This is a genomic window from Nocardiopsis sp. NPDC006198, from assembly GCF_040613895.1.
Classification (GTDB): Bacteria; Actinomycetota; Actinomycetes; order Streptosporangiales; family Streptosporangiaceae; genus Nocardiopsis; species Nocardiopsis tropica.
Window position 1 is genome coordinate 31258 of the sequence record NZ_JBEXSY010000046.1, and the last position, 25383, is coordinate 56640.

General features: G+C 70.8%; 29 protein-coding genes. 7 read left to right on the plus strand and 22 right to left on the minus strand.

Going from position 1 to position 25383, the window contains the following annotated elements:
* Positions 1 to 187: 187 nt before the first annotated feature.
* Positions 188 to 1039, minus strand: coding sequence for an SDR family oxidoreductase (locus tag ABZ234_RS24840; protein WP_355013625.1), 852 nt, complete (start codon positions 1037 to 1039; stop codon positions 188 to 190).
* Positions 1040 to 1140: 101 nt separating this feature from the next.
* On the opposite strand from ABZ234_RS24840, the gene ABZ234_RS24845 reads away from it, so the two are divergent.
* Both ABZ234_RS24845 and gndA read left to right on the plus strand, forming a co-directional pair.
* Positions 1141 to 1716 (plus strand): helix-turn-helix domain-containing protein, encoded by a 576-nt coding sequence (locus tag ABZ234_RS24845; RefSeq protein ID WP_355013626.1) that lies wholly within the window; start codon positions 1141 to 1143, stop codon positions 1714 to 1716.
* A 199-nt stretch (positions 1717 to 1915) separates the two neighbouring features.
* The gene (gene gndA, locus ABZ234_RS24850) at positions 1916 to 3361 is read left to right on the plus strand and encodes an NADP-dependent phosphogluconate dehydrogenase (RefSeq protein ID WP_355013627.1); all 1446 of its coding nucleotides are present in this window, start codon (positions 1916 to 1918) and stop codon (positions 3359 to 3361) included.
* Between the two features lie 109 nt (positions 3362 to 3470).
* On the opposite strand, the gene ABZ234_RS24855 is transcribed toward gndA, so the two are convergent.
* Positions 3471 to 3776: a hypothetical protein gene (locus tag ABZ234_RS24855; protein ID WP_355013628.1), complete on the minus strand. Its 306-nt coding sequence runs from the start codon at positions 3774 to 3776 to the stop codon at positions 3471 to 3473.
* A gap of 459 nt (positions 3777 to 4235) precedes the next feature.
* Between ABZ234_RS24855 and ABZ234_RS24860 the strand changes: the two genes are divergently transcribed.
* Both ABZ234_RS24860 and ABZ234_RS24865 read left to right on the plus strand, forming a co-directional pair.
* Complete coding sequence (locus ABZ234_RS24860) at positions 4236 to 5525, plus strand: hypothetical protein (RefSeq protein ID WP_355013629.1); 1290 nt, start codon at positions 4236 to 4238, stop codon at positions 5523 to 5525.
* Positions 5522 to 6412 carry an aminoglycoside phosphotransferase family protein gene (locus tag ABZ234_RS24865; RefSeq protein ID WP_355013630.1) on the plus strand — a complete coding sequence of 297 codons (891 nt, stop codon included), beginning with the start codon at positions 5522 to 5524 and terminating at the stop codon, positions 6410 to 6412. Before ABZ234_RS24860 ends, ABZ234_RS24865 begins: the two co-directional genes overlap by 4 nt.
* 93 nt (positions 6413 to 6505) lie before the next feature.
* Here the strand turns inward: ABZ234_RS24865 and ABZ234_RS24870 are convergent, their stop codons facing one another.
* The 15 genes from ABZ234_RS24870 to queC form a co-directional block, all read right to left on the minus strand.
* A complete protein-coding gene (locus ABZ234_RS24870; RefSeq protein ID WP_355013631.1) occupies positions 6506 to 7258 on the minus strand; it encodes a class I SAM-dependent methyltransferase in 753 nt (250 codons plus the stop codon).
* 13 nt (positions 7259 to 7271) lie between these two features.
* The gene (locus tag ABZ234_RS24875; RefSeq protein WP_355013632.1) at positions 7272 to 8321 is read right to left on the minus strand and encodes a Gfo/Idh/MocA family oxidoreductase; all 1050 of its coding nucleotides are present in this window, start codon (positions 8319 to 8321) and stop codon (positions 7272 to 7274) included.
* The gene (locus ABZ234_RS24880) at positions 8314 to 9441 is read right to left on the minus strand and encodes an aminotransferase class I/II-fold pyridoxal phosphate-dependent enzyme (RefSeq protein WP_355013633.1); all 1128 of its coding nucleotides are present in this window, start codon (positions 9439 to 9441) and stop codon (positions 8314 to 8316) included. Before ABZ234_RS24880 ends, ABZ234_RS24875 begins: the two co-directional genes overlap by 8 nt.
* Positions 9442 to 9473: 32 nt before the next feature.
* The gene (locus ABZ234_RS24885) at positions 9474 to 10091 is read right to left on the minus strand and encodes a PIG-L deacetylase family protein (RefSeq protein WP_355013634.1); all 618 of its coding nucleotides are present in this window, start codon (positions 10089 to 10091) and stop codon (positions 9474 to 9476) included.
* Positions 10085 to 10927, minus strand: coding sequence for a 5'-3' exonuclease H3TH domain-containing protein (locus ABZ234_RS24890; protein WP_355013635.1), 843 nt, complete (start codon positions 10925 to 10927; stop codon positions 10085 to 10087). The genes ABZ234_RS24885 and ABZ234_RS24890 overlap by 7 nt, the downstream gene beginning before the upstream one ends.
* Entirely contained in the window at positions 10924 to 12030 is a 1107-nt protein-coding gene (locus ABZ234_RS24895) for a glycosyltransferase family 4 protein (protein ID WP_355013636.1), read from the minus strand. The genes ABZ234_RS24890 and ABZ234_RS24895 overlap by 4 nt, the downstream gene beginning before the upstream one ends.
* On the minus strand, positions 12030 to 12608 hold the full coding sequence (locus ABZ234_RS24900; RefSeq protein WP_355013637.1) for a phosphoribosyltransferase family protein: 579 nt from the start codon (positions 12606 to 12608) through the stop codon (positions 12030 to 12032). The genes ABZ234_RS24895 and ABZ234_RS24900 overlap by 1 nt, the downstream gene beginning before the upstream one ends.
* Positions 12605 to 13549 (minus strand): radical SAM protein, encoded by a 945-nt coding sequence (locus ABZ234_RS24905; protein WP_355013638.1) that lies wholly within the window; start codon positions 13547 to 13549, stop codon positions 12605 to 12607. Before ABZ234_RS24905 ends, ABZ234_RS24900 begins: the two co-directional genes overlap by 4 nt.
* A complete protein-coding gene (locus tag ABZ234_RS24910; RefSeq protein WP_355013639.1) occupies positions 13546 to 14571 on the minus strand; it encodes a glycosyltransferase family 2 protein in 1026 nt (341 codons plus the stop codon). Before ABZ234_RS24910 ends, ABZ234_RS24905 begins: the two co-directional genes overlap by 4 nt.
* Positions 14568 to 15005 carry a DUF6884 domain-containing protein gene (locus ABZ234_RS24915; RefSeq protein ID WP_355013640.1) on the minus strand — a complete coding sequence of 146 codons (438 nt, stop codon included), beginning with the start codon at positions 15003 to 15005 and terminating at the stop codon, positions 14568 to 14570. The genes ABZ234_RS24910 and ABZ234_RS24915 overlap by 4 nt, the downstream gene beginning before the upstream one ends.
* The gene (locus tag ABZ234_RS24920; RefSeq protein WP_355013641.1) at positions 15002 to 15571 is read right to left on the minus strand and encodes an SUMF1/EgtB/PvdO family nonheme iron enzyme; all 570 of its coding nucleotides are present in this window, start codon (positions 15569 to 15571) and stop codon (positions 15002 to 15004) included. The genes ABZ234_RS24915 and ABZ234_RS24920 overlap by 4 nt, the downstream gene beginning before the upstream one ends.
* 2 nt (positions 15572 to 15573) lie before the next feature.
* On the minus strand, positions 15574 to 16422 hold the full coding sequence (locus ABZ234_RS24925) for a reverse transcriptase domain-containing protein (RefSeq protein WP_355013642.1): 849 nt from the start codon (positions 16420 to 16422) through the stop codon (positions 15574 to 15576).
* Positions 16423 to 16504: 82 nt separating this feature from the next.
* Positions 16505 to 17260: a 7-carboxy-7-deazaguanine synthase QueE gene (locus ABZ234_RS24930; RefSeq protein ID WP_355013643.1), complete on the minus strand. Its 756-nt coding sequence runs from the start codon at positions 17258 to 17260 to the stop codon at positions 16505 to 16507.
* Entirely contained in the window at positions 17257 to 17673 is a 417-nt protein-coding gene (locus tag ABZ234_RS24935) for a 6-carboxytetrahydropterin synthase (protein ID WP_355013644.1), read from the minus strand. Before ABZ234_RS24935 ends, ABZ234_RS24930 begins: the two co-directional genes overlap by 4 nt.
* Before the next feature lie 4 nt (positions 17674 to 17677).
* Positions 17678 to 18385: a 7-cyano-7-deazaguanine synthase QueC gene (gene queC / locus ABZ234_RS24940; RefSeq protein ID WP_355013645.1), complete on the minus strand. Its 708-nt coding sequence runs from the start codon at positions 18383 to 18385 to the stop codon at positions 17678 to 17680.
* A gap of 356 nt (positions 18386 to 18741) precedes the next feature.
* On the opposite strand from queC, the gene ABZ234_RS24945 reads away from it, so the two are divergent.
* Both ABZ234_RS24945 and ABZ234_RS24950 read left to right on the plus strand, forming a co-directional pair.
* Entirely contained in the window at positions 18742 to 19266 is a 525-nt protein-coding gene (locus tag ABZ234_RS24945) for an NUDIX hydrolase (RefSeq protein WP_355013646.1), read from the plus strand.
* Between the two features lie 43 nt (positions 19267 to 19309).
* Positions 19310 to 19618, plus strand: a complete 309-nt coding sequence (locus ABZ234_RS24950) for a hypothetical protein (RefSeq protein WP_355013647.1) — start codon at positions 19310 to 19312, stop codon at positions 19616 to 19618.
* 2 nt (positions 19619 to 19620) lie between these two features.
* Here ABZ234_RS24950 and ABZ234_RS24955 read toward each other — a convergent pair whose 3' ends face one another.
* The 5 genes from ABZ234_RS24955 to ABZ234_RS24975 all read right to left on the minus strand — a co-directional run bounded on the left by ABZ234_RS24955 (position 19621) and on the right by ABZ234_RS24975 (position 24565).
* Complete coding sequence (locus tag ABZ234_RS24955) at positions 19621 to 19941, minus strand: MazG nucleotide pyrophosphohydrolase domain-containing protein (protein ID WP_355013648.1); 321 nt, start codon at positions 19939 to 19941, stop codon at positions 19621 to 19623.
* Between the two features lie 164 nt (positions 19942 to 20105).
* Positions 20106 to 20966 (minus strand): aldo/keto reductase, encoded by an 861-nt coding sequence (locus tag ABZ234_RS24960; RefSeq protein WP_355013649.1) that lies wholly within the window; start codon positions 20964 to 20966, stop codon positions 20106 to 20108.
* Between the two features lie 441 nt (positions 20967 to 21407).
* Complete coding sequence (locus ABZ234_RS24965) at positions 21408 to 23000, minus strand: family 10 glycosylhydrolase (RefSeq protein WP_355013654.1); 1593 nt, start codon at positions 22998 to 23000, stop codon at positions 21408 to 21410.
* A gap of 235 nt (positions 23001 to 23235) precedes the next feature.
* The gene (locus ABZ234_RS24970; protein WP_355013650.1) at positions 23236 to 23709 is read right to left on the minus strand and encodes a carboxymuconolactone decarboxylase family protein; all 474 of its coding nucleotides are present in this window, start codon (positions 23707 to 23709) and stop codon (positions 23236 to 23238) included.
* 238 nt (positions 23710 to 23947) lie between these two features.
* Complete coding sequence (locus ABZ234_RS24975; RefSeq protein WP_355013651.1) at positions 23948 to 24565, minus strand: GNAT family N-acetyltransferase; 618 nt, start codon at positions 24563 to 24565, stop codon at positions 23948 to 23950.
* An 87-nt stretch (positions 24566 to 24652) separates the two neighbouring features.
* Between ABZ234_RS24975 and ABZ234_RS24980 the strand changes: the two genes are divergently transcribed.
* Positions 24653 to 25282 carry a helix-turn-helix domain-containing protein gene (locus ABZ234_RS24980; RefSeq protein WP_355013652.1) on the plus strand — a complete coding sequence of 210 codons (630 nt, stop codon included), beginning with the start codon at positions 24653 to 24655 and terminating at the stop codon, positions 25280 to 25282.
* Positions 25283 to 25383 lie beyond the last annotated feature (101 nt).

The following is a 25383-nucleotide window of genomic DNA, read 5'->3' on the forward strand; positions in this document are numbered from 1 at the left end:
GGCCGACCGGAGCGGCCCGTACCGCCGGGAGGTGCGGGGAACGGGGCGGAACCGTGCTGCCGGGCACCGGATCCTGTTCCGCCCTGTTCCCGTTCTCCGGCTCCACGCTCCACCGGGGTGCGTGGGGGTGCGGTCCTGTCGAGGCGGGTCGGCCATGGCAATGCGGGCGCGGCGTCGACGGGGCGGATCAGGGGGAGAAGGCGACGGACGCTGCGAGGTCCTTCTGGGACACGAGCGCCGTGAGGCGTTCGGTGAGTGCCGCGTGGACGGCGTCGTAGGTGTCCGAACCGAGGGCCAGGCGCAGGGGCGGGTCGGGGTGGCGGGTGGTGTCGTGGACGACGGCGGCGATCCTGGCCGGGTCGCCGGTGAAGGCGCTCCCGTCGGCAGTCTCCAGATGGCGCCGGATCAGTCCGACGGCGCTGTCGCGATAGGCGGCCGTTGCGGTGGTGTAGTCCAGGGCCGACGCGAAACCGGTGCGGGTGGCGCCGGGCTCGACGAGGGTGAGGTGGATGCCGAAGTCGCGGACTTCGCGGCTGACGCTCTCGGTGAAGCCCTCCAGCCCCCACTTGCCCGCGTGGTAGGCGCTGTGCGTGGGGACGCCGACCTGGCCGCCCACGCTGGAGATCTGGATGATCCGGCCGCCGCCCTGCTCGCGCATCGGCTTCAGGAAGGCCCGGGTGATCATCATGGGGGCGAGCAGGAGGACCTCGATCTGGTCGCGGATCTGCTCGGCGGTCATCTCCTCGGCGGCGCCGACGACCGCGTATCCGGCGTTGTTGACCACGATGTCCACGGGGCCGGCCCGGAGCGTCCTGCCGACCACCTCCTGGACGTCGTCCGGCCGGGCGAGGTCGAGGACCTCGACGGACAGCCGGTCGCCGTAGGTCCGGCGCAGGTCGTCCAGGGCCGAGGGGCGGCGGACCGTGGCCGTGACGCGGTCGCCGCTCCGGAGGGCGTGCGCGGTGAGGTGGCGGCCCAGGCCGCCGGAGGCTCCGGTGACGAACCAGTGGCGTACGGCCTTGTCCGGGACAGGGGGCATGGAAGTCTCCTGGAGTAGGGTTCTACCGGAACGTGTTCCGTTTGGACCTTAAGCGGAACGCGTTCCGGAATGCAAGCCGAGACGGACACGAAGGAACTCGCATGCCCGCCACCCCGCGCCGGACCAGGAGCGACGCGCTGCAGAACCGAGAGCGCCTTCTGGAGGTGGCCGCGCAGGTCTTCGCCGAACAGGGTCTGGACACCGCGCCGGCGGCCGTCGCCAGGAAGGCGGGTGTCGGCGTCGGCACGCTCTACCGGCACTTCCCGACCCGGGAGGCCCTCATCGAGGCCGCCTACCGGCGTGAACTCACCCACGTGTGCGAGAAGGCGGACGTCCTCCTCGACCGGCACCCGGCCGTCGAGGCGACCCGTGCGTGGATGGAGGACTTCATCCGCTACGCCACGGCCAAGAGCGGTATGTCCGAAGCCCTCAACACGGTCATCGCCTCCGGGGTCGACCCTTACCGCGACAGCCGCGCACTCCTCCTCGGCGCTGTCTCCACGCTCATGGAGGCCGGCGCCCGGGACGGCAGCCTGCGAACCGATGTCTCCCCCGACGACGTCCTGCTCCTCATGGGCGGTGTCGCCTATTCCGTACGGCACGCCACCGAGGAGCGCGCCCGCCCCCTCGTCGGCCTCCTCGTGGACGCGCTGGCCAAGGGCCCGGCGGAGCGCTGAGCCCGGGCTCCGGGACCCGGGCCCGGAGCGCCGGAGCCCGTCCGGGGGCCGGTGGCGACCGCGCCCTGCGTTCCGCGGGGCAGCCGAGCCGACACCGCGCCGGGCCACACGCCGGGGCCCCGGAACACCGCTCCGGGGGCGCCCGGCTGTACTTTGCAACGGGGGACACAGCCGCCGTCGGACAACAGGGGGACGCACGATGGACGCCACCGCGCAGATCGGTGTCACGGGCCTCGCGGTCATGGGACGCAACCTGGCCCGCAACCTCGCACGGAACGGGTTCACCGTCGCCGTGCACAACCGGTCGGAGGCCAGGACGCGCGACCTGGTCGACGGGTTCGGGGACGAGGGCTCCTTCGTCCCGGCCTACTCGGCGGAGGACTTCGTCGCCTCGCTCGAACGGCCCCGCCGCCTGGTGGTCATGGTCAAGGCGGGCGGGCCGACCGACGCCGTGATCGAGGAGTTCGCGCCCCTGCTGGAGGAGGGCGACGTCATCGTCGACGGCGGCAACGCCCACTTCCTCGACACCCGGCGCCGCGAGGCGGAGCTGCGCGAGCGCGGCATCCACTTCGTCGGGGCCGGTGTGTCCGGGGGAGAGGAGGGCGCCCTGAACGGCCCGAGCATCATGCCGGGCGGGTCGGCGGAGTCCTACCGGTCCCTCGCGCCGATGCTGGAGCGGATCGCGGCCAGGGCGCCCGACGGCGCCGCCTGCGTGTCCCACGTGGGACCGGACGGCGCCGGGCACTTCGTGAAGATGGTGCACAACGGCATCGAGTACGCCGACATGCAGCTGATCGCGGAGGCCTACCAGCTGCTGCGGTCGGTCGCCGGGTACTCGCCCGAGCGGATCGCGCAGACCTTCCGCTCGTGGAACACCGGCCGCCTGGACTCCTACCTGATCGAGATCACCGCCGAGGTGCTCGCCCACCGCGACGGGGCCACGGGCGACCCGTTCGTCGACGTGGTCCAGGACCGGGCGGAGCAGAAGGGCACCGGCCGCTGGACCGTGCAGACCGCCCTGGACCTCGGGGTCCCCGTGCCGGGGATCGCCGAGGCGGTCTTCGCGCGCTCGCTGTCGGGCGGGGCGGAGCTGCGGGAGGCCTCCCGCGCACTGCCCGGCCCCGTGCCCGAACCGCTGGGCGAGGAGGAGGCGGCCCGATTCGCGGACCGGGTCGAGCAGGCGCTGTACGCGTCCAAGCTGGTCTCCTACACCCAGGGGTTCCTGCAGATCGCGGCCGGGAGCGCCGAGTACGGCTGGGACGTGGACCCCGGCGCGGTGGCGGCGCTGTGGCGTGCGGGGTGCATCATCCGCGCCGTGTTCCTGGACCGTGTGCGCGACGCCTACGCCGCCCGCCCGGACCTGCCCAGCCTGCTGTCCGACGACGCGTTCGCGGAGGAGATGGGCCGGGCCCAGGGCGACTGGCGGCACGTCGTGGCCACGGCCGCCGAGCAGGGGGTGCCGACGCCGGGGTTCTCGGCGGCGCTGGCGTACTACGACGCGCTGCGCGCGGAGCGCCTGCCCGCGGCCCTGGTCCAGGGCCAGCGCGACTACTTCGGGGCGCACACCTACCGCCGTGCGGACCGCGAGGGTGTGTTCCACACGCTCTGGGCGGGGGACCGGTCCGAGGAGCGCGTGGACGGCTGAGCCCCGGCCGGGCGGGTCGGAGACTGTTCCCCGCCCCGCCCCGGCCCGCCCCGACCCGGACCCGGCCTTGCCGCGCGTCGCCGCCCTGGGCACCCATGGCGTACCGCGTTCAGGGCGTGCGGGCTCTCGGCGGCGGGGCGGAGGAGTGCTGCGGCAGCCCGGAGATCTGGGTGTCCACCCGACTGCCCTCGGTCACACAGCCCGCCCGGATCACCTCGCTGACCGGCAACAGGACGAGGGCTCCCTCGCCACATCGGGTGACCAGGTGCTCCACGCCTCCGACCCGGATGTGGTCACCGTAGCCGCGCGCTCCGTCGACCAGCCCGGAGCTGGTCGCGGCGATCTGTTCGACCATTTGGGCGTAGTACCCGGGGCCGGCACCGATGAGGCGCCCCTCGGTAGCGAAGACGAACACGTCGAGACCCTGTTCAACAGCCAGTGCAGCGATCTCTTCGTGCAGGCACTGTGGGGGTCATCAGTGCTTGGTCGGTTCGGTGTCTGGGGGCGGGCTGTGTTCATGCGCCCCATCGTGGAATTCCACACGTCCCAGAGGTATCGGTGAGCCGATAAAGAATATCGGCACCACCGATGGCTAATCTGCGGACGATATGGTATTAGCGGAATGGCTTGGCGGCTGGCGTTGGTCCTTTTTCGGACAAACACGGCGCAGTATCTAGTGTGTGGTTACCGTTGTTCCATGCGCCCCCGCCTCTCGCCCGGAAGGTCTAGGTCCACCATGGCGACGTCCCCCAGTGGTCGTTCATCAACGTCAGCGGCAGAGGCTGTGGTGTGCCGGGCGTGTGGCCGCCCGGTGGCAGGAACCCTCAGATCCGGATGCCGGTGTATCCCGCCTGAGGTGTGGGAACTCCCCGAGATGCAGCAGGCATGGGCTGAGAGGGATGCCACTGCGGTGATTCGCTTGGTGCGGTGGAACACCGACCTGTCCCTGACGGCGCTGGTCAAGCTCACCGGTCTGGCTCAGTCGACGCTCTCCGACGTCATCTCCGGTAAGACCGTCCTGAAGAACCTCGACAAGATCAACACCGCACTCGAAGGGGTCGGGACACTTCGACCCCACCCAACGGCACATTGCTTTCCGGATGAGACCACGGTCACCCAGATCGAACCAGTTGGAGATGTCCCTGACACAGCTTCAGCGGGGAAGCTGGAGGATGTGAAGCGACGACGTTTCCTCGAAGTGGCCGGCACCGGCGCAGTGACCGCCCCCGTCCTCGGGCTCCCCGACCTGCGAACAGACTTCGCCACCGTCCACCCCAGAGACCTCGACCAGATCAACCAAGCCTCCACCGTCTTCTCCGGATGGGACCACACCTACGGGGGCAGCAGCGCACGCGCCGCCGTCAACGCCCACCTCGGCTGGGCGATCGGCCTGCTGGATCGCCACATTCCCACCCGCCTGCGCTCAGAGACCTTCTCAGCCGTCGCCCGACTCGCCATGGTCTGCGGATTCATGGCCTTCGACGCCTACGCCCACGACGATGCCCGCAAGATGTTCGCCTTCGCCACCCAGGCAGCCGAACACGCTGACGACTGGCACCTGCGCGCCAAGATCCTCTCCCACCGCTCTCGCCAGGAGATCTGGTGCGGTGACCCCGATGCCGGCCTCACCTACGCCGAGCTTGCCCTGGTGCGCTCCGACCGGCTCTCCCCATCCGAAGTCGCGATGCTCCTCACTGCTAGAGCCCGAGCCTTCGCCAAGCTCGGGGACAAGCAACAGACCCTGGCCGCGATCGGCGGCGCCGATGAAGCGTTCGTCACCGAAAGCCGGGTGTCACCCCCGGTGTGGATGGGCTATTACGACGCCGCCCAACACGCAGGAGACACCGGACACGCCCTGTGGGACCTGGCCGTTGCCCGGCTTCATCCGATGTCCGCGGCGCAAGAACGGCTCCAGACTGCGGTCGAGGGCCACACCGACGCCTACCGCCGTTCCCGCGCCATCTCCGGCATCAAACTCGCCTCTCTCCAGATGCGCACCGACCCCGAGCAAGGACACAGGACCACGCTGCGCGCTTTGGACGACATAGGCCAGGTCCAGTCCCGCCGTGCCGAGGACGACCTGAGAGAACTCGCCACGACCACATTTCAGCACTCCGCCGACCTGAGCCGCCACATCACGGACCGCATCGAGGCCCACCCATGACACCCCCACACGCAACCGCCTACGACCACATCCTCGACCAGGCCCTGACCCACGCGGGCCTGAACCGATCCCTCGCCACCGCTTCCCCCATCCGACTCGGTGAGAACGCGATCATCGGCTTCCCCGACCTGGTTGCCCGCATAGCCCGCCCCGGACAGGAGAAGGCGGCCCGCCGAGAGGTCGTAGTCGCGCGCTGGCTCACCGATCACGGGTTCCCCGTCACCACACCCTTGAACGTGGAGCAACCCGTCGTGGTCGAAGGCCGCGCGGTCACCTTCTGGGAAGTACTGCCCGAACACACCCCCGGAACCGTCGAGGACGTCGCGCATCTCCTACGCGACCTCCACGCACTCCCACTCCCCACCCACCTCGACCTGGGGCACCTCGACCCGTTCGTCCGCCTGCCCCAGCGCATCGATGACGCCGTGGGCCTGGCCGACGACGATGTGGCTTGGCTGAGGAATCGTCTGGACTCCCTGCGCGAAGCCTGGTCCCGACTTCCCGCCGGTCGCCCCCACACCGTGGTCCACGGCGACGCCTGGATCGGCAACGTCGCCCGACATGCCCACGGCGCCGTTCTGCTCGACCTGGAGCGCTGCTCTGTCGGCCTGCCCGAATGGGACCTCGTCTCCACCGCCATCAAGACCAGCTCGGTGCCCTGGCTCAGCAGGGGAGCGTACGACCGCTTCGTCCGCGTCTACGGCGGGCACGACGTCACCGACTGGCCCGGCTTCACTCTCATGCGCGACCTCCGCGAGTTGCGGATGACCTTGTATTTCGTCCAACACTCCGTCCAGGAGCGGATGCGCACCGAAGCCCAGATCCGGATCGACTGTTTGCGAGGCCGCCGCGGGAAGCGTCCATGGCCGTGGACGCCCGCCGCGTGAGTGCGATCACCAGGCAGTGCCTGATCAGACCCCGGAGGCTGGGGCCTCAGGGCTCCTCCTTGTCCTGCGCGCGCTCGCCCGTGTCGCCGCTGGTCAGGGTTCCGATGTGGTGTGGCCTGAGGTGAGGGGAAGGCTTCGCCAGAAGGAAATGGTGCTTCCCGGGGTGCTCTCCAGCCGGACCAGCTCACCGTGGCGCTGCATCAGGGGCAGCACGTGTTCGTGGTCCAGTTGAGGGTGCAGGTCGGCGAGCCCGTAGCGGTGGCGATCGTCGTGGGGCGGCAGCGTGACGCAGACGTACCGGCCGGCGTGGAACAACGCGACGATAGTGGTGTCCGGGGCGGAGCTGTGGCCGATCACGTCGGCCGCGTACACCAGGTCGTAGGCGCGCCCGGGGAACTCTGCCAGGTCGTGGACGCGTTCGCCTGCTCCCATGTCCAGGTCGAAGCGCCACCGCGCGTAGGCCAGGGAGGGATTGTCCAAGTCGTAGGCGTGGACGTCGTAACCCGTGTTCAGGAGTGCCTGTGCATCCAGGCCGATGCCGCAGCCCACGTCCGCGATCGTGGTGAGCCGGTGGTGGTCGGCGAAGGCCCGCAGGGCATGGAGGAAGGTACGTTTGGCCTGCATGTAGTGGAAGTGGGTCAGGTCGTAGAGGTAGCCCTGGCTGTGGGTGTAGAAGTTCGGGCCGAGGTCGCACCACTCCCGGTCGAGGTGCCGGCGGAGTTCGTCGAAGTCCAGCAGGCGGGGTTGGAAGGCCTCGCCCAGGTACTGGGACAGGCGGCACCAGGCTGTTTCCTGCGGGTAGGCGTGGGCGCTGTCCCGCAGGTGGGGTGCAGAGCGATGGACCATGGTGCCTCTTCTGTCATCGGGGGTGGGCGGGAACCGGGTAGGGCTCGCGGGTGGCCGCGTGCTCGATGGCTTCGATGAGGTGGAGGACGTGGAGCGCCAGCTCGGCGCTCTCCCACTGGGGATGGGGTGTGGTGAGGTGGCTGGCGGTGGCCAGGACACCGATGCCGCGGCCGGGCGGTGGGTCGGCTGCGGGCGGGTGGAGTTCCTCCCAGGGTTCGCGCCAGGAGCGGCGCAGCCTCAGGGCGCCGTGGTGGAAGTTGGGGTCGGGGAGCGCCAGCGTCGCGTCGGTTCCGCGGATCTCCAAGTGCGGTGTAGCGGAGACGGACCCGTCCCAGCCGACCGTGAGCGTGGCCGAGGCACCGGAGGCGAAGCTGAGCAGGGAGTTGACGTGGGTCGGGGACTGTGCCGGGAAGCTCTCGCCGCCAAGGGTGCGCCGGGGTGTGCGGTGGTGCTGCGCGGAGCCGTGCACGGTGGAGACGGGGCCGAGCAGGTGGACCAGCATGCTCAGGTAATAGGGCCCCATGTCCCGCAACGGCCCGACGCCTTCCGCGTAGAGGGTCTGGGGTGTCGGGTGCCAGCTCTCCGGGCCCGGCCCGACCAGCGTGGCGCCGGCGCTGGTGACGCTCCCGAGTCTCCCCTCCTCGATCAACTGCGCCGCCAGGCGTGCCGGCGGGGCCAGGGTCGTATCCGGTGCGCACCCGATGGGCACGCCCTGTGCCTGGGCGCGGTCCAGAAGGCGGCGCGCGGCCGCCGCGTCGTCCCCGAGGGGTTTTTCCAGGTACACCGCGACCCCCGCGGTCACCGCCCGTTCTGCCAGCGCAAGGTGGGTGTGGGGTGGGGTGAGGATGACGACGAGGTCGCCCGCCATCCCCTCCACGGCCTGTTCGACCGTGACGGGTGTCAGGTCGTGGCGGTCGGCGAAGACGCGGGCCCGTTCGGGGTCCAGGTCCGCACACGCCGTCACCCGCACCTGGTCGGGGTGGGCGGTGAGGGTGGCCATGTACTCCTGGGCGACCATCCCGCACCCCACGATCACGCACCGGACGGGGAGCTGATCAGGCATGCGCACCGCCTCGGGTGTGGGCCACTTCGGACAGGGTGGCGGTGAACGCGGCCAGGAACGCGTCGTGGTGCTCCTGGGGCAGGTAGGGGACACCCATGTCGAGGTAGGAGCCGAGGTCGACGCGCGATCCTTCGGCGCGGGTGGGCCAGGAGGAGGCCAGGTGCAGGTCGCCCTCGCGCGGATGCCAGGAGGGGACGCCCAGGGAGAAGAACCGGTCGGACAACTCCCGCGCCGTGTCGGCGTCGTGCACCCACATCCCCAGCAGGGACCCGTTCGCCTCCCCACACTCTCCCGGCTCGGGGAGGATGTGGGTGGTGAGCGCTGAGGCCGAGGCGGCGACGCCGAGCCGGTGTTGGAGCCGGCGCAGGTGCCCGGTCAGCTCGGGGAGGAAGTCGAGCTGGGGCAGGGCCAGGGCCGCGTGGAGTTCACTGAGGCGCAGGCTGGTCCGCCACCGGCCGGGCAGGGCGATGCGGGTGTCCCCGGCCAGGGCCCGCAGCCGCTCCAGCAGGACGGTGTCGTCGGTGACCACGAGGCCGCCCTCGCCGGTGGAGACGAGCTTGTGGTGGTTGAGGGAGAAGACCGCGACGGTACCGCGAGCACCGGCGGGGCGCCCGGCGACGGTGACCCCCCAGGCCTGGGCGCAGTCCTCGATCAGGAGGATGCTGCGGCGCTGGAGCTCTCCGGTGATGCGTTCGGTGTCCGGTGCGGGGCGTCCACGCAGGTGCGCGAGGATCACGGCCCGGGTGGACGGGCCGATGAGCGCGGCCAGGTCCTCCCACCGGGGGGTGAGGTCCCTGCCCACCGGCGCGACCCGCACCCGTGCGCCGACGTGGTCGATGGCGGCCCCCAACGACACCCACGCCACCTCGGGAATGATCACCTCATCGCCCGGCCCCAGGTCCAGGGCGCGCAGGGTGAGTTCGAGGGCGGCGGAGGCGCTGGCGCAGGACATCGCCCCGGAGCGGCCGGTCAGGTCGGCCACGCGGTCTTCGAGCTGTTGGAGGTGGTGGCCGCCGATCGAGTCGAGCGTGCCGGAGGTGAGCAGGGACTGGGCAGTAATGGCCTGGGCAGAGGAGGTCAGGGTGCTGTACTGGTACACGGCAGAGCCGGGTCCGGGCATGCGGAACTCCTGTGTGGTTCGCGGGGGAACGATTACAGGTGGGTGGCGTGGGGGAGGCGTCCCAGGACGGGCAGCGGGGTGTAGTTCTCCGCGTGCGTCACACCGATCCGCCCGCCCCACAGGCGCGCGAGGGTGCGGGCCATGGGGCCGAAGTGCTCGGTGATCGGCTGGGACCGGTGCTGTGCCAAGGCCTGGAGCTTGGTCTCGAAGGTGTCGCTGACGTCGACCATGGTCGACGGGGCGATCGCACCGTCCAGGGTGAGCCCGTTGTAGGAGTCGGCGGTGTAGACGCGCCGGGGGTGCCCTGTGGAGATCACCACCTCGGGGAGCGCTTCGAGCAGGGCCTCGGCCACACGGCGGTGGTCAGGGTGGGCATCGCGCACCGGGTGCGTGATGACCACCTCGGGCCGCTCCTGCTCCAGAAGGGCGGCCAGGTCGGCACTGTCGGCGTGGTCGAGCCACCGCACCCGCGCGCCGAGCACGGCGGCCCCGGCCTCGGCCTCGGCGTCGCGTTCGGGGTCATGGCGGGGCAGGGTAACGGTGACCTGGGAACCGGTGCGGGCGCACAGGGCCAGGTACCCTCCGGCCCACAGTTCGGCGTCGTCGGGGTGGGCCATGACCGTCATCACCGACCCGGGCGGCCTCACCACAGCTCCAGCTCCTCCACGACTGCGGCGGGCGCGGGCAGCGGAGGAGACGGAGCGTTGGAGGGTTTGGCCGGGAGGGGGACGGAGGTGTCCATGGTGATCATCCGGTGCCAGGTGAGGACCTGCTCCCACTGGGCGCGGACACGTTCCCCGGCCCGGCCAGTGAGCCGCTCCGTAGCGGGCAGGTCCTGGACCTGGGCGCCGTTGGCGAGGAGCTTGGCGGCGGTCTTGTCCCCGATGCCGGTGACGCCGGGGATGTTGTCGCTCTTGTCCCCGCTCAGGGCACGCAAGGACGCCCACTGCGCCGGGGTGATGCCGTACCGTTCGCTCACCTGGGCGGGGCCGATGTGGCGTTTGCCGGGGTGCATGCAGGTGTTGAGCACCTGTACCTGGTCGGTGAGCAACTGGTAGTAGTCGCGGTCGGTGGAGAAGATGCGGGTCGGTCGTTGCGGTTCCAGGTGCACCAGGCTGGCGATGACGTCGTCGGCCTCGGCGTTCTCGATCTCGACCCACGTAATGCCGTGCAGGTCCAGGCCCTGTTTGACGTGCGGCAGGGCCAGGATCGGCTTGAGGGCCGCATCGTCGGCGGGGCGGTTGGCCTTGTAGTCGGCGTCGTCCTGCTTGCGGTCGTCGCTGCCGTGCTCGCCGTCGAACACCACCAGGACCTCGGGCAGGTCGGGGAATTCGTCGCGGACGGCCACACGCAGCAGGGCGAAGAAACCGAAGACGGCGGTCAGGTCGCGCGTCTTGTCGCGGGAGCGGATCTCGGCGGGGAAGCCGAAGGCCGCGCGCCACAACAGGTTGTGGCCGTCGACCAGGAGCAGGGGCGTGTTCGTCATCGGGGTACCGCTTTCAGGCATGACTCAGCGACGGTGGACGGCCGGAAGTCCCGCGCGCGGTAGTACGCAGCCTGTGCTCTGGCACGGTACGTTACCGGATTCGCGAGCAGGTCGCGGGCGGCTTCCCACAAACCCTCCGCACCACGGCCGAGGGGCACGAGGACGCCTCCGGCTGCCTCTTCGGTGCCGATGAGGTCGGGCAAGTGGCCCACGTCGTGGGCCACCACGGGAACCCCGACGCTCATGGCCTCCAGGGCGACCAGGCCGAAGGTCTCCTGGAGGGAGGGCACGACCACGACCCCGGCCTGACCCAACCACACCGGGACCCGCTCCCACGGCACGCCACCGACGACGCGGACCTGCGGTTGGCGATCGGCCAGGCGCCGGCACGTGTCCAGGAGCCGCTGCTGGAACCCAGCGGAGGAGGCGAAGGGGGCGGGCACCAGGGCGATGTCGACCCTGTGCCCGCGGGGAGCGGGGCAAGCCAACAGGCGGTCGACCCCCTTCTCCACGCCCAGACGCGCGAGCACGCGGATAGGACCCCGGGTGCGCCGTTCCTCGATCCGGGCGGGCGACGGCGCGGACGAGGGCTCACGGTGCAGGCTGTTGGGCACCACCTTCCAGTCCCCGGCCCGGTACCCGCGTTCGGTGGCCTGGCGGATCACGGTGGAGGAGGGGGCGATGACGGCATCGGCCGCCGCGAGGGCCGGCCTAAGGTCTTCGTCGTGCCCGACCACGTGCACCGCCAGGACCCGACGCGCCGGGTGGTCGGCCATGGCCCGCCCCATGCCCCACAGGGCGTCGACATAGACGACCGTGTCCACCCGGTGGGCGGTGAACACCGCACCCAGTTCACGGTGGACGGCGTCCTGGTTCTCGACGATGGCCCGCCGAAGCTTGTCATCCTCTCCGGAGGAGGGAAGGGGCAGGGAGCGCAGGCGTTCGACCCCGGGGAGGCGGTCGGGCACCTGGGCGGCGGTGATGATGACGGCGTCATGGCCCGTCTGGGTGAGGCCGTGGGCGAGCCCGGCCGTGGCCCGCTCCATGCCTGCGGCGACGTCGGGGGCATAGGAGAGCAGGACGAACGCGAAGGAGCGTCGCATCAGGTCCTCCCTTGCGAAGGTGCGGGAAGCTCGACCAGTGGTAGGGCGGATGTGGGCCGGTGCTCCCAGGGGAAGAGCACCCAGTCATCGACCTCCCACACCACCAGGTCGGGGGCATGGGCGCTGCCGAGGTTGCGGCACAACACCGCCTCGACCGGAGCGGTGTCCGCGCCCAGGTGAGGGGACAGGGCACGGCGTAGGACCTGGAGGGTGGCGCCGCTGCCGCAGATGTCGTCGACCACCAGGACGTCCGTGCCTTCCGCCATGCCGGACAGGTGCGCGGGCAGGTCGGTGAGGTCGACCGTGACGTCACCGGAGGCGGGCAGGTGGGTGTCCTCGCTCGTGTTGTGGCGGGCGAAGACGAGGGCGGACGGTATGCCCAGGAGCCCGGCGAGGGCCGTGGCGGCTCGGGTGCCGCCTCGGGCGATGCCGACGACGAGTCCTACCCGCGGGTGGGCCAGGCGCACCTGCTCAGCGAGATTGGTGATGGCCTGGGCGAACCGCCTCTCGGTGACATGGTGGATCCTGCGGTGCCCGAAGTAGCGGCGTCCGGTAGGAGTGGGGGAAGGGCGCGTCATGCCGAACCGTCCCTGCCGTCGAGTGTCAGATCCTCCACCTCGCGCAGCACCCTCAACGCGCCGATTCCTTCGGCGGAGGGGGCGTTGCGCCACAGCCGCCCATCGGCGCGGATCACACTGAACCCGCCCGCGGCATCGCGCCGCCGCAACCGGACCTGCGCCCCCTTGGGGGTGGCGAGGCCGTCCACGACCCTCTGAGCGTCGGTGTCGTCGAGCATCTGGGAGGGGGCGAGCGCCGCGCCGTCGCCGATGGGCAGCATCTGCAAGAACGTCACCCCACCTGCCCCCAGGTCGGCGGCCAGGTCCACCACCTGCTGGGCGTGGTTGGTGGTGTCGGCCATGAGCACGGTCTGGAGCTGGACACGCAGACCCAGTCGGGTACAGGTGCGCACACCCGCGAGGGCGCGCTCGAAACTCCCCTTCCCGCGCCAGGAGTCGTGCACGTGGGCGGTGGGGCCGTCCAGGCTGACGGCGACGGCGTCCACCCGCCCCCGCAGCTCACGGGCACTGCGCTCCAGGTGCCACCCGTTGGTGGTGAGGCTGACGACCAGGCCGGCCCCGGTCAGCACCTCGCACAGTGAACTCAGGTCCCGTAGCAGGAGCGGTTCGCCGCCGGAGATGTCCACGCCCATGACCTGGGATCCGGCAAGGAGCCGCGCGATGCGCAGCCGGTCGGCCGACGACTGCTCGGCCAGTGTCTTGTCGTCCAGGCAGTGCGGGCAGCTCAGGTTGCAGCGCACCAGCGGGGACCAGCACACGCTGATCGGGGCGCGGGCACCGGTCTCGCCGGGGTGGACGGTCGGCCATGAGGACACGGTGCCCTCGTCCAACTCCACCCGTCCCACCGGGACAGGGGAGGGGCTGGTGTGGGTGAGGCCGGTCGCAGGGTCGTGCACCAGGCAGTGCCCGCCTCGGTAGGCGGCGGCGAAGACGCGCTTCATCGCAGCACCTCGCACACGTCCGTCAGCGGGCGCACCTGCTCGTCGAACATCGCCGCGCCCCGGTCGGGCACGGGCCGGTCCAGGTGGCGGCGGTAGTGGGCCACCGTCGCGGGCAGGGAGGCGAGCTTGCCCTTCCACTGGTCCTCGGCGTCCGGAGGATCCAGGTGGAACCCGACCGCCTGGCGCAGAGGCACCACGAGCAGCCCGTGGGCGATGAGCTTGGCGCCCAGGTGCGTGTCCTCGCACCCCCACCCCACCTGTCCGAACTGCGGATCGAAGCCGCCCACCTCCAGAACGGCCTGGCGGGGCACGCCCACCAGCGCCGTGACGACCATGCGGGGCAGGTCCCAGTCGTGGAAGAGAGCACCGTGGCCCAGGGCCCGCAGGTCCTCGGTCTCGTCCAGCGGGTGGAAGACGCGCCGCTCTTCCACCACGGTCCCCGAGTACATGAGGGGGACGCCGGCCGGGGGCCGCCAGCTCACCCGGTGGTCGGCGTTCAGGTCGGGCCGATCCCCTGGAGCCGGGGGCGGCAGGTGGGCGGGATGGTTGTGGCGAAAGCCCACCAGGACCGCCTCGGCGGTGGCGCGTGCGCTCATGTCGGCCAGCACGTGGTCGGGCAGCACCATGTCGGCGTCCACGAACACCACCGTCTGCGCCGAGGACAGCGCGACACCGAGGTTGCGGGCCGAGGCGGCACCGACCCGTCGGGGCAGGTGTCGCGCGAGGTCCACCCTCGGATGGCCGGTGATGATGCGGGGAGTGTCGTCGGTGCTGGCGTCGTCGACCACGATCACCTCCACCTGACCGGCCGTGCGCTGGCACTGGAGGGCATCCAGGACCTGTTGCAGGCTGTGGGCGACGTTGTGGGCGGGGATGACGACCGAGACCGGGGCCGCCGGGGCGTCGGGCGGGGTGGGGGCGTGCCAGCCCAGGCCGGTGCGGCGTTCGAACGCCGCAGTGTGGGTGCGGTGGTCGTTGCCTCGCGTGGCGAGGACCTGTTTCAGGGAGGGCGGGTTGGTCATGTCCAACTCCAGGAGTCCAGGACCCGGGCGATGTCGGCCCAGGCGCAGGGGTCGAAGATGCGGGTGATGCGTGTGCGCTCCCACGTGGCGAGGATCGGTTCCAGCAGAGCCTGGTAGTCGGCCTCAGCGACCAGAAGCACCTGTTCGGGGCCCCCTTGCAGGTGGGAGAACGCCAGCAGGCGGGAGCAGGAGGCCTCGCTGATGAGGTCGGTGTCCTCAGGGCGCAGGCGCCGGTCGTAGGGGAGCAGGAGGGCATCGGCGGGGATGAGGCCGTGCAGCCCCGAGAGGAAGAGGGTGCGGGACAGGCGCTTCGGGGTCAGGCGGTTGCGGACCCGGGGCACGCTGTCCCCGGTGTACAGCTCGATCGCGGGGACGGGGCGCGTGGTCGTCAGCTTGTCGCGGGTGCACCCCAGGATCAACAGGCGGCCCGTCATGGCTCTCGCACCACCCGCACGCCGATGCCGGGCGAGCGCAATTCGCGCGGGGCGGCGTTGAGGAAGGTGCAGCGGGCGTAGAGGGGCTGGGAGACGTAGGAGCCACCGCGGATCACCGCCCCGTCGCCCATGGTGGTTCGGCTGGTCCACTCCCACACGTTGCCCGCCACATCCAGCACCCCCTCAGGGGTTGCACCCGCGAGGTGCGCACCGACCGGGCTGGGCCCTCCCATCCCGGTCGGGGCCAGGTTCGCCAGACCGAGTCTCCAGGGCTCCTCGCCCCAGGGGTAGAGGCGACGCCGGGCCCCTGTGGCCATCCACTCCCACTCCACCGAGGTGGGCAGGCGTCCCCCGAACCGGCGTGCCACGGTGGCGGCTTCGGCGTGGGTGATGCCGGTTTGCGGGAGGGCCGCACGATCCGGCCGGTCCTGTTCGACCCAGCCGTGCGGCACCGGAGTGGTGGACCACAGCAGGGTCGGCACCGGTAGGGGCTTGGCGTTGTCACCGAACAGGCAGGTACCGCCGGGCACCAAGATCCAGGTCGGCTCCGAGAACGCAGGTGTCACGCTCAGCCTCCGATCAGGAACAGGTCTTCGGGGTTGACCACCGCCCGGACGCGACTCTTGTCCGGGTGGTGGGACAACCCGGCCGAGGCCAGCGCCTGGACGATGCGCGCCATCGACCGCTCGGCCTCGGCCTCGTCGGAGGCGAAGACGCAGTAGTTGTCCGCGAAGCGCACCACGGGCAGGTCGGACAGGGGGACATCGACCTGGTGCAGCCGCAGGTTCAGCAGCAGCGGCCACAACCCGGTCCCCGGGACGAGCGGTGAGGGCAGTTCCCGGAGTGCGGTGGCGAACCGGGCCAGGAAGGCGCCGTCCTTGATGTAGGAGGCCAACCACCCGATCACCTCCTCCACGTCGCCGCCCTCGCTCACCCGCTGCACATCCACATCAGCCACCCACCCCAGGCCGGCCCCTCTATGGCGTGCGGCGTGGCGCACGGCGGTGATGCGGCTGCGCTTGGGCCGGTAGCCGGACACCCAGTCGTGGAACGCCCATGCCTCCAACACCGGCTCCGCCGCCGCTCGCAGTGCGCCGTGCACGACGCGGTCCTGCACGGTCGGGATGGCTGCGGGCATGAGCTTGCCGGTGTAGGTGGTGACGGTGAGGGGACGTACCGGCTGCGGCTCCCACGTGCCCTCGCGCAGGGCACGGGCCAGCTCGGGGATGCGCTGCCCGGCGATCTTGCGGAACTGCCCCCACGTCATCCCGTCCGCCCCTGGGGAGGAGGAATGGCGGGCAGCGCGGCGCAGGGCCTGGGCGAGCTGGCGTTCGCCCAACAACGGCATGAGGGAGTGGCGCGCGGGCCGGGCGTGGGCTACGGTGGGGCTCGTCTGGGCGGCAGGAACGATCCCCACACCGCCGCTTTCGGGTCTGCACCACTGCACGCGCGACCCGCGGTGAGAGGAACGACGGCCCCGTCCAGGCCCGCCGTTGGACTCAGCGTCCACGCTCATCACCCCACAGCAGCGTGTGCAGGCGCGTGGTGAGGTTCCATCCCCGCTCCAGCACCGGATCGGCCAGTTCCCGGCCGCGTTCGAGCACGGCCTCGGCCGTCGTGCCCTCGGGCATGATCCAGATCGGCGCCAGCCCCAGGTCACGCTCCAAAGCCGCCACCTCCTCCAAGTCGCCCCGGTCGGCGGCCACGAACTTGAAGACGGCCTTGCCGCTGGACATGTACCGGCGCAGGGCCTGTGGGCGGATTCGCTGGGTGTAGGGAACCGCGCTGCCCGCCAGCTTCGGACTGACCGTGAACCGTTGGACCACACCCACCAGGGCTTCCCTGGGGATGCGCGTGCCGTTGGTCTCCACCTCCACCCGCATGCCACTCGCGCGGCACATGTCCATCACCCAGATCAACGCCTGCTGTTGGAGCAGCGGCTCACCGCCGGTGAAGACGACCAGGTCGGCCCCGAACGCACGAATCTTCTCTACCACCTCCATCTGGGGCGTGCGGTGGCTGTGGTTGCGCTTGTCGAACGCCTCCCAGTTCCAGGAGTAGGGGGTGTCGCACCGCATCGTGGTGGCCTCGAAGCCCTGGCTGAAGCCACAGTCGAGGTTGCATCCGGCCAGCCGGACGAACGCGGCCCGCTGCCCCAGGGACGCCCCTTCTCCTTGGAAGGTCGGCCCGAAGATCTCGCTGATGAGCAGGTCTCGCTGATCGGGAGCCTTCTCCGCCTCCTTGTGCCTACTCACGATGTCCCTCCCGTCGCTCCGCCCGTAGAGGGCGAGCCGGGTGGACCGGGGCGGTACTCGGCCCAGGTGGAGTGGGACTCCGACACCCGCACCGCGTCCAACGCCTGCACATCCGGGAGAGGGAGGTTGTCCCGGCACCAGTTGAACAGGAATCTCGCCAGGTGCTCGCTGGTGGGTGGGACGGGAACGCAGTCGTTCAGGTGCCGGTGGTCCCAGCAGGCCTCCAGGAACGCCTTGACCGGGGCCAGTTCGGCGAAGTCGACGATGAACCCCCGTTCGTCCAGGGCGGGCGAGGACAGGATCACGGTGACGGTGTAGTTGTGTCCGTGCAGGCGCGCGCACTTGTGCTCAGGACCCAGGTGGGGGAGCTGGTGGGAGGCGCTGAAGCCGAACTCCTTCGCGATGCGGTACACAGGCTCACCGTCCCGACAAGGAGTCGTCGGTGCTGGCGTAGGTCGTCGGGTCCTGGATTCCGGCCAGGGAGAACGCCTCCCGCCGCTCCACGCACGTCCCGCACCGGCCACAGTGCGCCACCTGGCCGCGGTAGCACGACCACGTCTCCTCGAACGGCACCCCGAGCTCGGCGCCGAGGGAGACGATCTGCGCCTTCGTCATGGCCAGGAACGGAGCCAGTACCTGGAACCCGGGGGCGAGGAACCCCTCGTTGGCCACACGCGCCGACTGCTGGAACGCTTCGACGAACGCCGGGCGGCAGTCAGGGTAGACGGGATGGTCGCCGGCGTGCGCACCGAACGCGACAGCGGATGCGCCCCTGGACACGGCGAGGGCGATCGCCAGGTCCAGCATCAGGGCGTTGCGGTTGGGCACGACTGTGCTGGCCATCCGCTCGTCGGTGTAGTGGCCGTCCGGTACCTCCACGGACGGGTCCGTCAATGCCGAACCTGCCAGCACCGGGGTCAGGCCGGACAGGTCGACCTGCTCAAATTCCGCACCGAGCCGGGAAGCGGCGCATGCGGCGAAGGCCAGTTCGACGCGGTGGCGCTGACCGTAGTCGACGGCCATGAACGTGAGCCGGGAGCCGCGGGCATGGAGGAGGTGGGCCAGAGTCGTGCTGTCCAGGCCGCCAGAGGCGACGAGAACGACATGGTCGGGGGGAGTATCCATCGGCAGTCCTCAGGAGTTCCGATTTCAAGGATGGGGTTCGTGTGCAGTGCCGGTGTCGAGGGGAGGTCGGCCTCCTGGCCAGCTCGCTTCCGGCGGCTCCGTGTACGACGTGCAGCAGAGGTGGTCACGGACCGTTGGAACTCTCGCCTGGTCCGCCAGGGGCTGCCGCACCCGTTCATCGTCAAGGAACAAAAGGGCCTGAGGTATCGGTGTGCCGATATTATTTATCGGTGCTGCCGATGGTCATTCATTAACCGATGTGATAATGGCGTACCTGATTGGTTAGGGGCAGGCTGAGGAAGTCACATCAGTGGTCGGCCGGACCGCAACATCAGAAGCCGTGGAGGGGGTGAGCCATGAGCGGTGATGGGGCGGCAGAGGAACCTCTGTATGTACGTGACCCCGGCGCGTGGCGTGAGCAACTGGCCGAGGGGAACCGGATCCAGGCCCGCAAACGGGTGGCCGCGAAGGTCCTGCTCCAAGATGAACAGGGCCGCATGCTCTTGGTCGATCCCGTCTACAAGCCCTTCTGGGACCTGCCCGGCGGTATGGCTGAAGCCAACGAGTCACCTCACAACGCAGCTCGGAGAGAGGTGAATGATGAGGTGGGGCTCATTGTCGAAATAGGGGAGCTATTGAGTGTGGAGTGGGTCGCCCCGCACGGGCCGTGGGACGATCTGATCATGTTCGTCTTCGACGGAGGGGCGGTCACCCCACGGGTGGCGCGCGAGTTGCGGCCGAGGGATCCCGAGCTGCAGGCCGTTGGCTGGTACACGCTTGAGCAGGCGGCCAGGCCTCTACGCGAGGATGTGTGGGAACGCACGCGCCATGCCCTATGCGCGCTGGAGGACAAAGCCAGCGTCTACCGGTATCGACAGTGAACCTCGGCGTTTCGGAACAGTCCATCCCGTCGAGGTGAGAGACATGGACGACCTTGTCAATGCAAAGCACCATTTGCGCCAGAAGGTAGGGAATTGCCTGGACTCCGTGCACGCTTGGGAAAGGTGGTGCCCCAAAAGACGGTTCGAGGCGATCGCGGTGATGGCCACCGAAGGCCATCCGGTCCAGGTCGTCCTCCGGGTGCTGGGGGTGTCGGAGTCGGGGTTCTGCGCCTGGCGCGACTGCGGCCCTTCGGCCCGTTCGGTCCGGCACGTGCTGCTCATCGGCACCATCCGCCAGATCCACGCCGTCACAGGCGGCGTGTCCGGGGTGCGGCGTGGGCACACCGCTTGACCTCACCGCCAGGTGCGGTTCTCGTTCACCGTTTCCTTGTCGCGCAACGCGTGACTCAGGTCGATGCCCGCCCTGTTCGCGAGAGCCGCGACGTAGATCAGCACGTCGGCCAGTTCCTCGCCCAGAGGGCCCACCGTGCTGTGGGGGTCGACGCCGAGGACGGAGTGCTTGCGCACGGCCTTGCACACCTCGCCCGTCTCCTCCGCCAGTTTCAGAGCCTGCTCGATCAGCGTGCTGTCGGAGAACCCGCGCTCCACCTCCATCCTCGCCACGTACCCCTGGATCTCTTCCAGGGTGAGCGGGCGTTCGGGTAGCGGCTCCATCGGAGACCCCCTCTCGGCTGTGGGAGCACGGACGCTACCAGCGGGAGGCGTGCGGCAGGAGGAGAACAGGCCGGCTCGCGTCCAACGCGCGGCCCAGGTCGGCCCGCGCCTGGGACCGGGGCCTCCCCGGGTACGGCCCGGGGGCGGACCCGGCGGCCCGTGGATCAGCGCTGCTTCTTGTCGTAGTCCATGCGCATGGACTGAAAAATGATCCTCTCGAGGAATTCGGGCAGGTTGTGGAATCGTTTGTTCCGGTCCATCGCGGTGATCCGGTCCATCTCCTCGGGTGTCAGCTCGAAGTCGAACAGCTCGAAATTGGACCGGATATGGGCCGGGTTCGTGGAGCCGGGGATGACGATGCCGTCGTCCTGGACGTGCCACCGCAGGATCACCTGCACGGGTGACTTCCCGTACTTGCGTCCGAGCTCCGCGAAGAGGGGTTCCGCCAGCAGCCCCTTGTCCCCGCGCCCGAGGGGGAACCAGGACTCAACGACGATGCCGAACCGCTCGAGGAACGCCTTCAGCTCCTGCTGCTGGAAGTAGGGGTGACGTTCCAGCTGCGCCACGGCGGGCATGATCGTCGCCCTGCCGGTGAGATCGGTCAGCCTTGTGAGATTGAAGTTGCTGATGCCTATCGAGCGCACCCTGCCCGCGGCGACGGCCTCCTGCAGCGCTCTCCACGCACCGTTGTAGTCGCCGTACTGCTGGTGCAGCAGCAGGAGGTCCAGGTAGTCGGTGTCGAGCCGCTTCAGAGTGCGGTCGATCGCGGTCGAGGTCTTCGTGTACCCGGAGTCGGTGGACCACAGCTTGGTGGTCAGGAAGATGTCCTCTCGCGGCAAGCCGCTGTGGCGGACGGCCTGGCCGACAGCACGCTCGTTCAAGTACGTGTTGGCGGTGTCGACCGAGCGGTAGCCGACCTCGAACGCGTAGGACAGCGCTGGCCCGACGTCGGCGGAAGGGACCTGGTTGAGGCCGATGCCGAGTTTGGGCATCTCGCGGCCGTCGTTCAGGGCGAAGGTCTCCACAAGGGGCTCCTCGGGGATGTGCCCGCGCGGGCACTCACATCACGAAAGCTGTTCCGTGTGGGCCTCAGCCGGCATCGGGCCAGCGGCTCGGGGGAGACACGGTCCGAGAGCACTCGGAATGGTGCTCGGCGGGGTCGGGTTCGGCATCGCACACCAGCAGTTTTCTGCCGGACGTGTGGTGACGAGTCGCCGAAATCCGGGGCCGGGGATCACTCCGCCGCACGGCACGGTTGACGAGGTCGTCGGCCTCGCTCTGCGCCACGCCGGGGTTCCCGGCGGCGACGGCGTACGACGACACGCGGCGCGCGGAGCGCCTGCCCGCGGCCCTGGTCCAGGGCCGCCGCGACCGCTTCGGGGGCGCACGCCCACCGCGGTGCGGGGGCCACGCGCTCCGGGCGGGGCCGGTCCGGGGAGCGCGTGGACCGGCGGCCCCCGCAGGGGTCAGCCGCGCGGGTCGGCGAGGGCCCCGACCGGTCCCTCGACCCGGTAGTCGTCCAGGGCGGTGACCGCGTACGCGGTTCCCTCCGGGGCGTCCTCGCCGGAGGGGAGCCCCTCCAGGGAGGTGCGGCCGGTCACCTCGACGAGGTTGTCGGCGGACAGGGCCTCGCAGCGGTCCTCCGCGTCCCCCGACGCGATCAGGGCCGCCTCGTCCGGGTCGAGCCGGTAGACGGCGTAGGACCGGGCGCCGTTGACCTCGTCCCACTCCAGCCCGGTGCCGTCGCCGTCGGCGGTGGCGGTCAGCCCGGTCACGGCGCCGGTCAGGGGCTGCCCCTCGCGGGAGGGGTCGGCCACGGGCGGGAGCGCCGGGTCGGCGTAGTGCTCCTCGGCCAGGTGCTCGTAGGCCTCTTCGGCGGCGCCGGTGAGGGAGGTGAAGGAGAAGTAGACGTCGCCCCCGACCTCGGGGAAGTCCTCGGAGTAGTCGAGCTGGGTACTGAGGGAGTCGTCCTCGCGCCAGCCGCTCTCGCCGACCCGGTAGGCGGCCTGGCCGATGTAGAGGTCCACGCCGGTGCCCTCGACCTCCGAGGCCCACCAGGGGACGAGCTCCTCGTAGTCGGCGGCACCGAACCCGCGCTCCCAGTACAGCTGGGGGACGACGTAGTCGACCATCCCCTCCCTGATCCAGGTGCGGGTGTCGGCGTGCTGGGCGGCGTAGGACTCCAGGCCGGAGGTCGCCGACCCGGTGGGGTCGCTGCCGTCGTTGCGCCAGATGCCGAACGGGGAGATCCCGAAGCGGACCCACGGCTCGGTGTCCTGGATCCGGTCGTGCACGCCCTCCACGAGCCGGTTGACGTTGTCGCGCCGCCAGTCCTCGCGGTCGTCGAAGCCGTCGCCGTGCTCCTGCCAGCTGGCGTCGTCGTCGAACTCCTCCCCGTCCTTGGGGTAGGGGTAGAAGAAGTCGTCGAAGTGGACCCCGTCGATGTCGTAGCGCTCGACGACGTCCATGATGACGCCGGTGACCCACTCCCGGACCTCCGGGTTGCCCGGGTCGAGGAAGCCCTCGCCGCCGTACTCGACCAGCCAGTCCGGGTTCTCCTCGACCGGGTGGTCCTCGGCCATCTCCTCGATGTCGGAGTTCAGGCCGACCCGGTAGGGGTTGAACCAGGCGTGCAGCTCCAGCCCGCGCTCGTGCGCCTGCTCGACGGCGTACTCCAGAGGGTCGTAGCCGGGGTCGCCGCCCTGCTCGCCGGTGAGGTAGCGGGACCAGGGCTCCAGCTCGGACTCGTAGACCGCGTCGGCGGTGGGGCGCACGTGCAGGAAGACGGTGTTCAGTCCGAGTTCGTCCGCCTCGTCGAGGCGCTCGTCCATCTCGGCCCGCTGCTCGTCGGCGCTCAGCCCGGGTTCGGAGGGCCAGTCGATGTTGCCGACGGTGGTGAGCCACGCGCCGCGCATCTCCCGTTTGTCGTGGGCGGCCTGGCAGCGCGCGGCTCCGGGGCCCGCCCCGGGGTCGGTGGCTCCGACGAGCACGTACGCGGACAGCATGAGCCCCGCGGCGGCGCCCGCGGCCAGCCACCGGTTGCGCCAGCGCGGCGCCATTCCCGCACGTCTGCCTCGAGCCACGGGTCCTCCCCCTGAACCGCGGTGGCGTCGGGGCGACGCCACGCCGGGAATCAGGGTAGGACACTTGGTAACTTTTTGGACACTGATTCTGAAATCGGTGGTTTGAATCTCATTGAGGTGGGAATCGGGCGCAACGCCGTGCGGTCCGCGGAGGGCCCGCCCCGCCGTGGGGCGGGGAGCGGCGTCCTCCGCGGGGCCGGGGCGGGCGGGGTCAGCCGAACTGTCCGGGCCGGTAGTCGCCCGCGGGGGTCTGGACCATGACGTTCAGCCGGTTGACGGTGTTCATGAAGGAGATGAGGGAGACCAGGGCGACCAGCTGGTCCTCGTCGTAGTGCTCGGCGGCCTTCTCCCACGCCCCGTCGTCCACCCCGCCGGCGGCGTCGGCGATGCGGGTGCCCTGCTCGGCCAGTTCCAGGGCGGCGCGCTCGGCGTCGGTGAAGACCGTGGCCTCCCGCCAGACGGCGACCAGGTTGATGCGCACGGCCGTCTCCCCGGCCCGTGCCGCCTCCTTGGTGTGCATGTCGGTGCAGAAGGCGCAGCCGTTGATCTGGCTGACGCGGAGCTGCACCAGCTCCTGGGTGGTGCGGGGGAGAGTCGATTCCCCGATGGCCCTGCCCGCCGAGGCGATGTGCTTCATGAGTTTCGCCGCGAGGGCGTTGCCGAAGAGGTCGAGTCGGGCCTGCATGGTGTTCTCCTTGCGGTGTCGAGGGTGACACTGCAAGGACGGGGGCGGGCGGGCCGGGCGTGACACCCCCGTGGCCGCCGGGTATGTGAAGCGGGTCACGTCCGGCCGCGCCATGCTCCGAACACGGGCCCCCGGGGGGCGAGGTCCGGCCCCGGCGGGGGCACGGGCCTCCTGCGCCCCCAGGGGGCGGGGGAGCCCCCGCCTTCGCCGGCGGGGCCCGACGGCGTCCCCGGACCGGTCAGGCCGGTGCGACGCTTCCCGGTTCGCGCAGCATCGCCATCGGGACCGCGCCGCGCGCGCCCGCGACGATCTCCCCGTCCCCGAAACCGTGGCGGCGGTACAGGCGGCGGTTGTGCTCGGTGGACGAGACCAGGTACGCGGGCAGGCCCTCGCGGTCGGCCCGCTCCAGCCCGTGGGCCAGGAGGGCGCCGCCCACGCCCCGGCCGCGTCCTGCGGCGGAGACCCCGATCTGGTCCAGGTACCAGTGCGCGCGCTCGGGCCGGTGCCGTGCGAAGGCCCTCAGTACGGGACGCGAGGACACCAGCCCCCGTACGCCCATGGCCCGCACGAGGGTGCAGGCCTCCCGCAGGGTGGCCCACCCCGCCCCGGGAGCCCGGCCCGGCCCCTCCCACACCGCGACCCCGACGATGCCCTCGCCCGGGACCTCGGCCACGTCCACCGCGCCGTGGCGCAGCGCCCCCTTGCGCATCAGGGCGCCGAAGAGCAGGGCCAGGCGTGAGCGCCGGTCCGGGCCGGCGGGCACGAAGTCGTGCAGGAGCGGGTCGTCCTCGAACGCCTCGGCCAGGATCGCGGCGGAGGCCGCGACGTCGTCCGCGCCGGCCTGTCTGATGTGCATGATCGCTCTCCCGTCGTCGGTGGTGCCCACAGACTACCCCCATTTTTGGCCAAGTGGCCAAAAGTTGCCCGTGTAATCTTGCACCCCATGGCGACCAGGCGAGACACGGCGGCGGTGCGCGAGCACCTGCCCATCGAACAACGACGCGCCCAGCTGCTCACCGCGGCGGCGGAGGTGATGCGCGAGCAGGGGGTGGCGGCCGCCACCACCCGCGCCATCGCCGAACGCGCCGGCGTGCCGCACGGCTCGGTCCACTACTGCTTCGGCACGAAGACGGCGCTGGTCCGCGCCCTGCTGCAGAGCGAGGCGGACCGCTCGGTCGAAAGCGCCCGGCGCCGCTCCTCCCGGTCGACCGACCTGGAAGGCGTGCTGCGCAACGTCCTGGAGGCGCAGCTGGAGAGCGTGCGCACCGACCCGGGGCACCACGCGATGCTCGGCGAGCTCATCGCCCTGGCCCGCCGCGACCCGGCGCTGGCCGACCTGCCGGGCTGGGAGCACGAGAGGTACGTGGGCGCCGCCGCCGAGCGGATAGCGGAGTGGTCGGCCGCCTCCGGCGTGGCGCTCGCCCGCCCCGCCCGGGAGATCGCGACCACGATCATGGTGCTGGCCACCGGTCTGGGCGACCTGTGGTCGGCCACCGGCGACCGGGCCGTACTCGACCGGACCCTGGACGACTGCGTGCGCGGCCTGGCGGCGCGCCTGTCCGAGCCGGCCTGACCGCGGGCCGCCCCGTGGGCGGCGACCGGCGCCCGGATAGGTGGCGGGTTTCATGTCGTCGTCACTTTCGTGAGGGGGCCTGGGCCCGGGCCTGCGCCCGC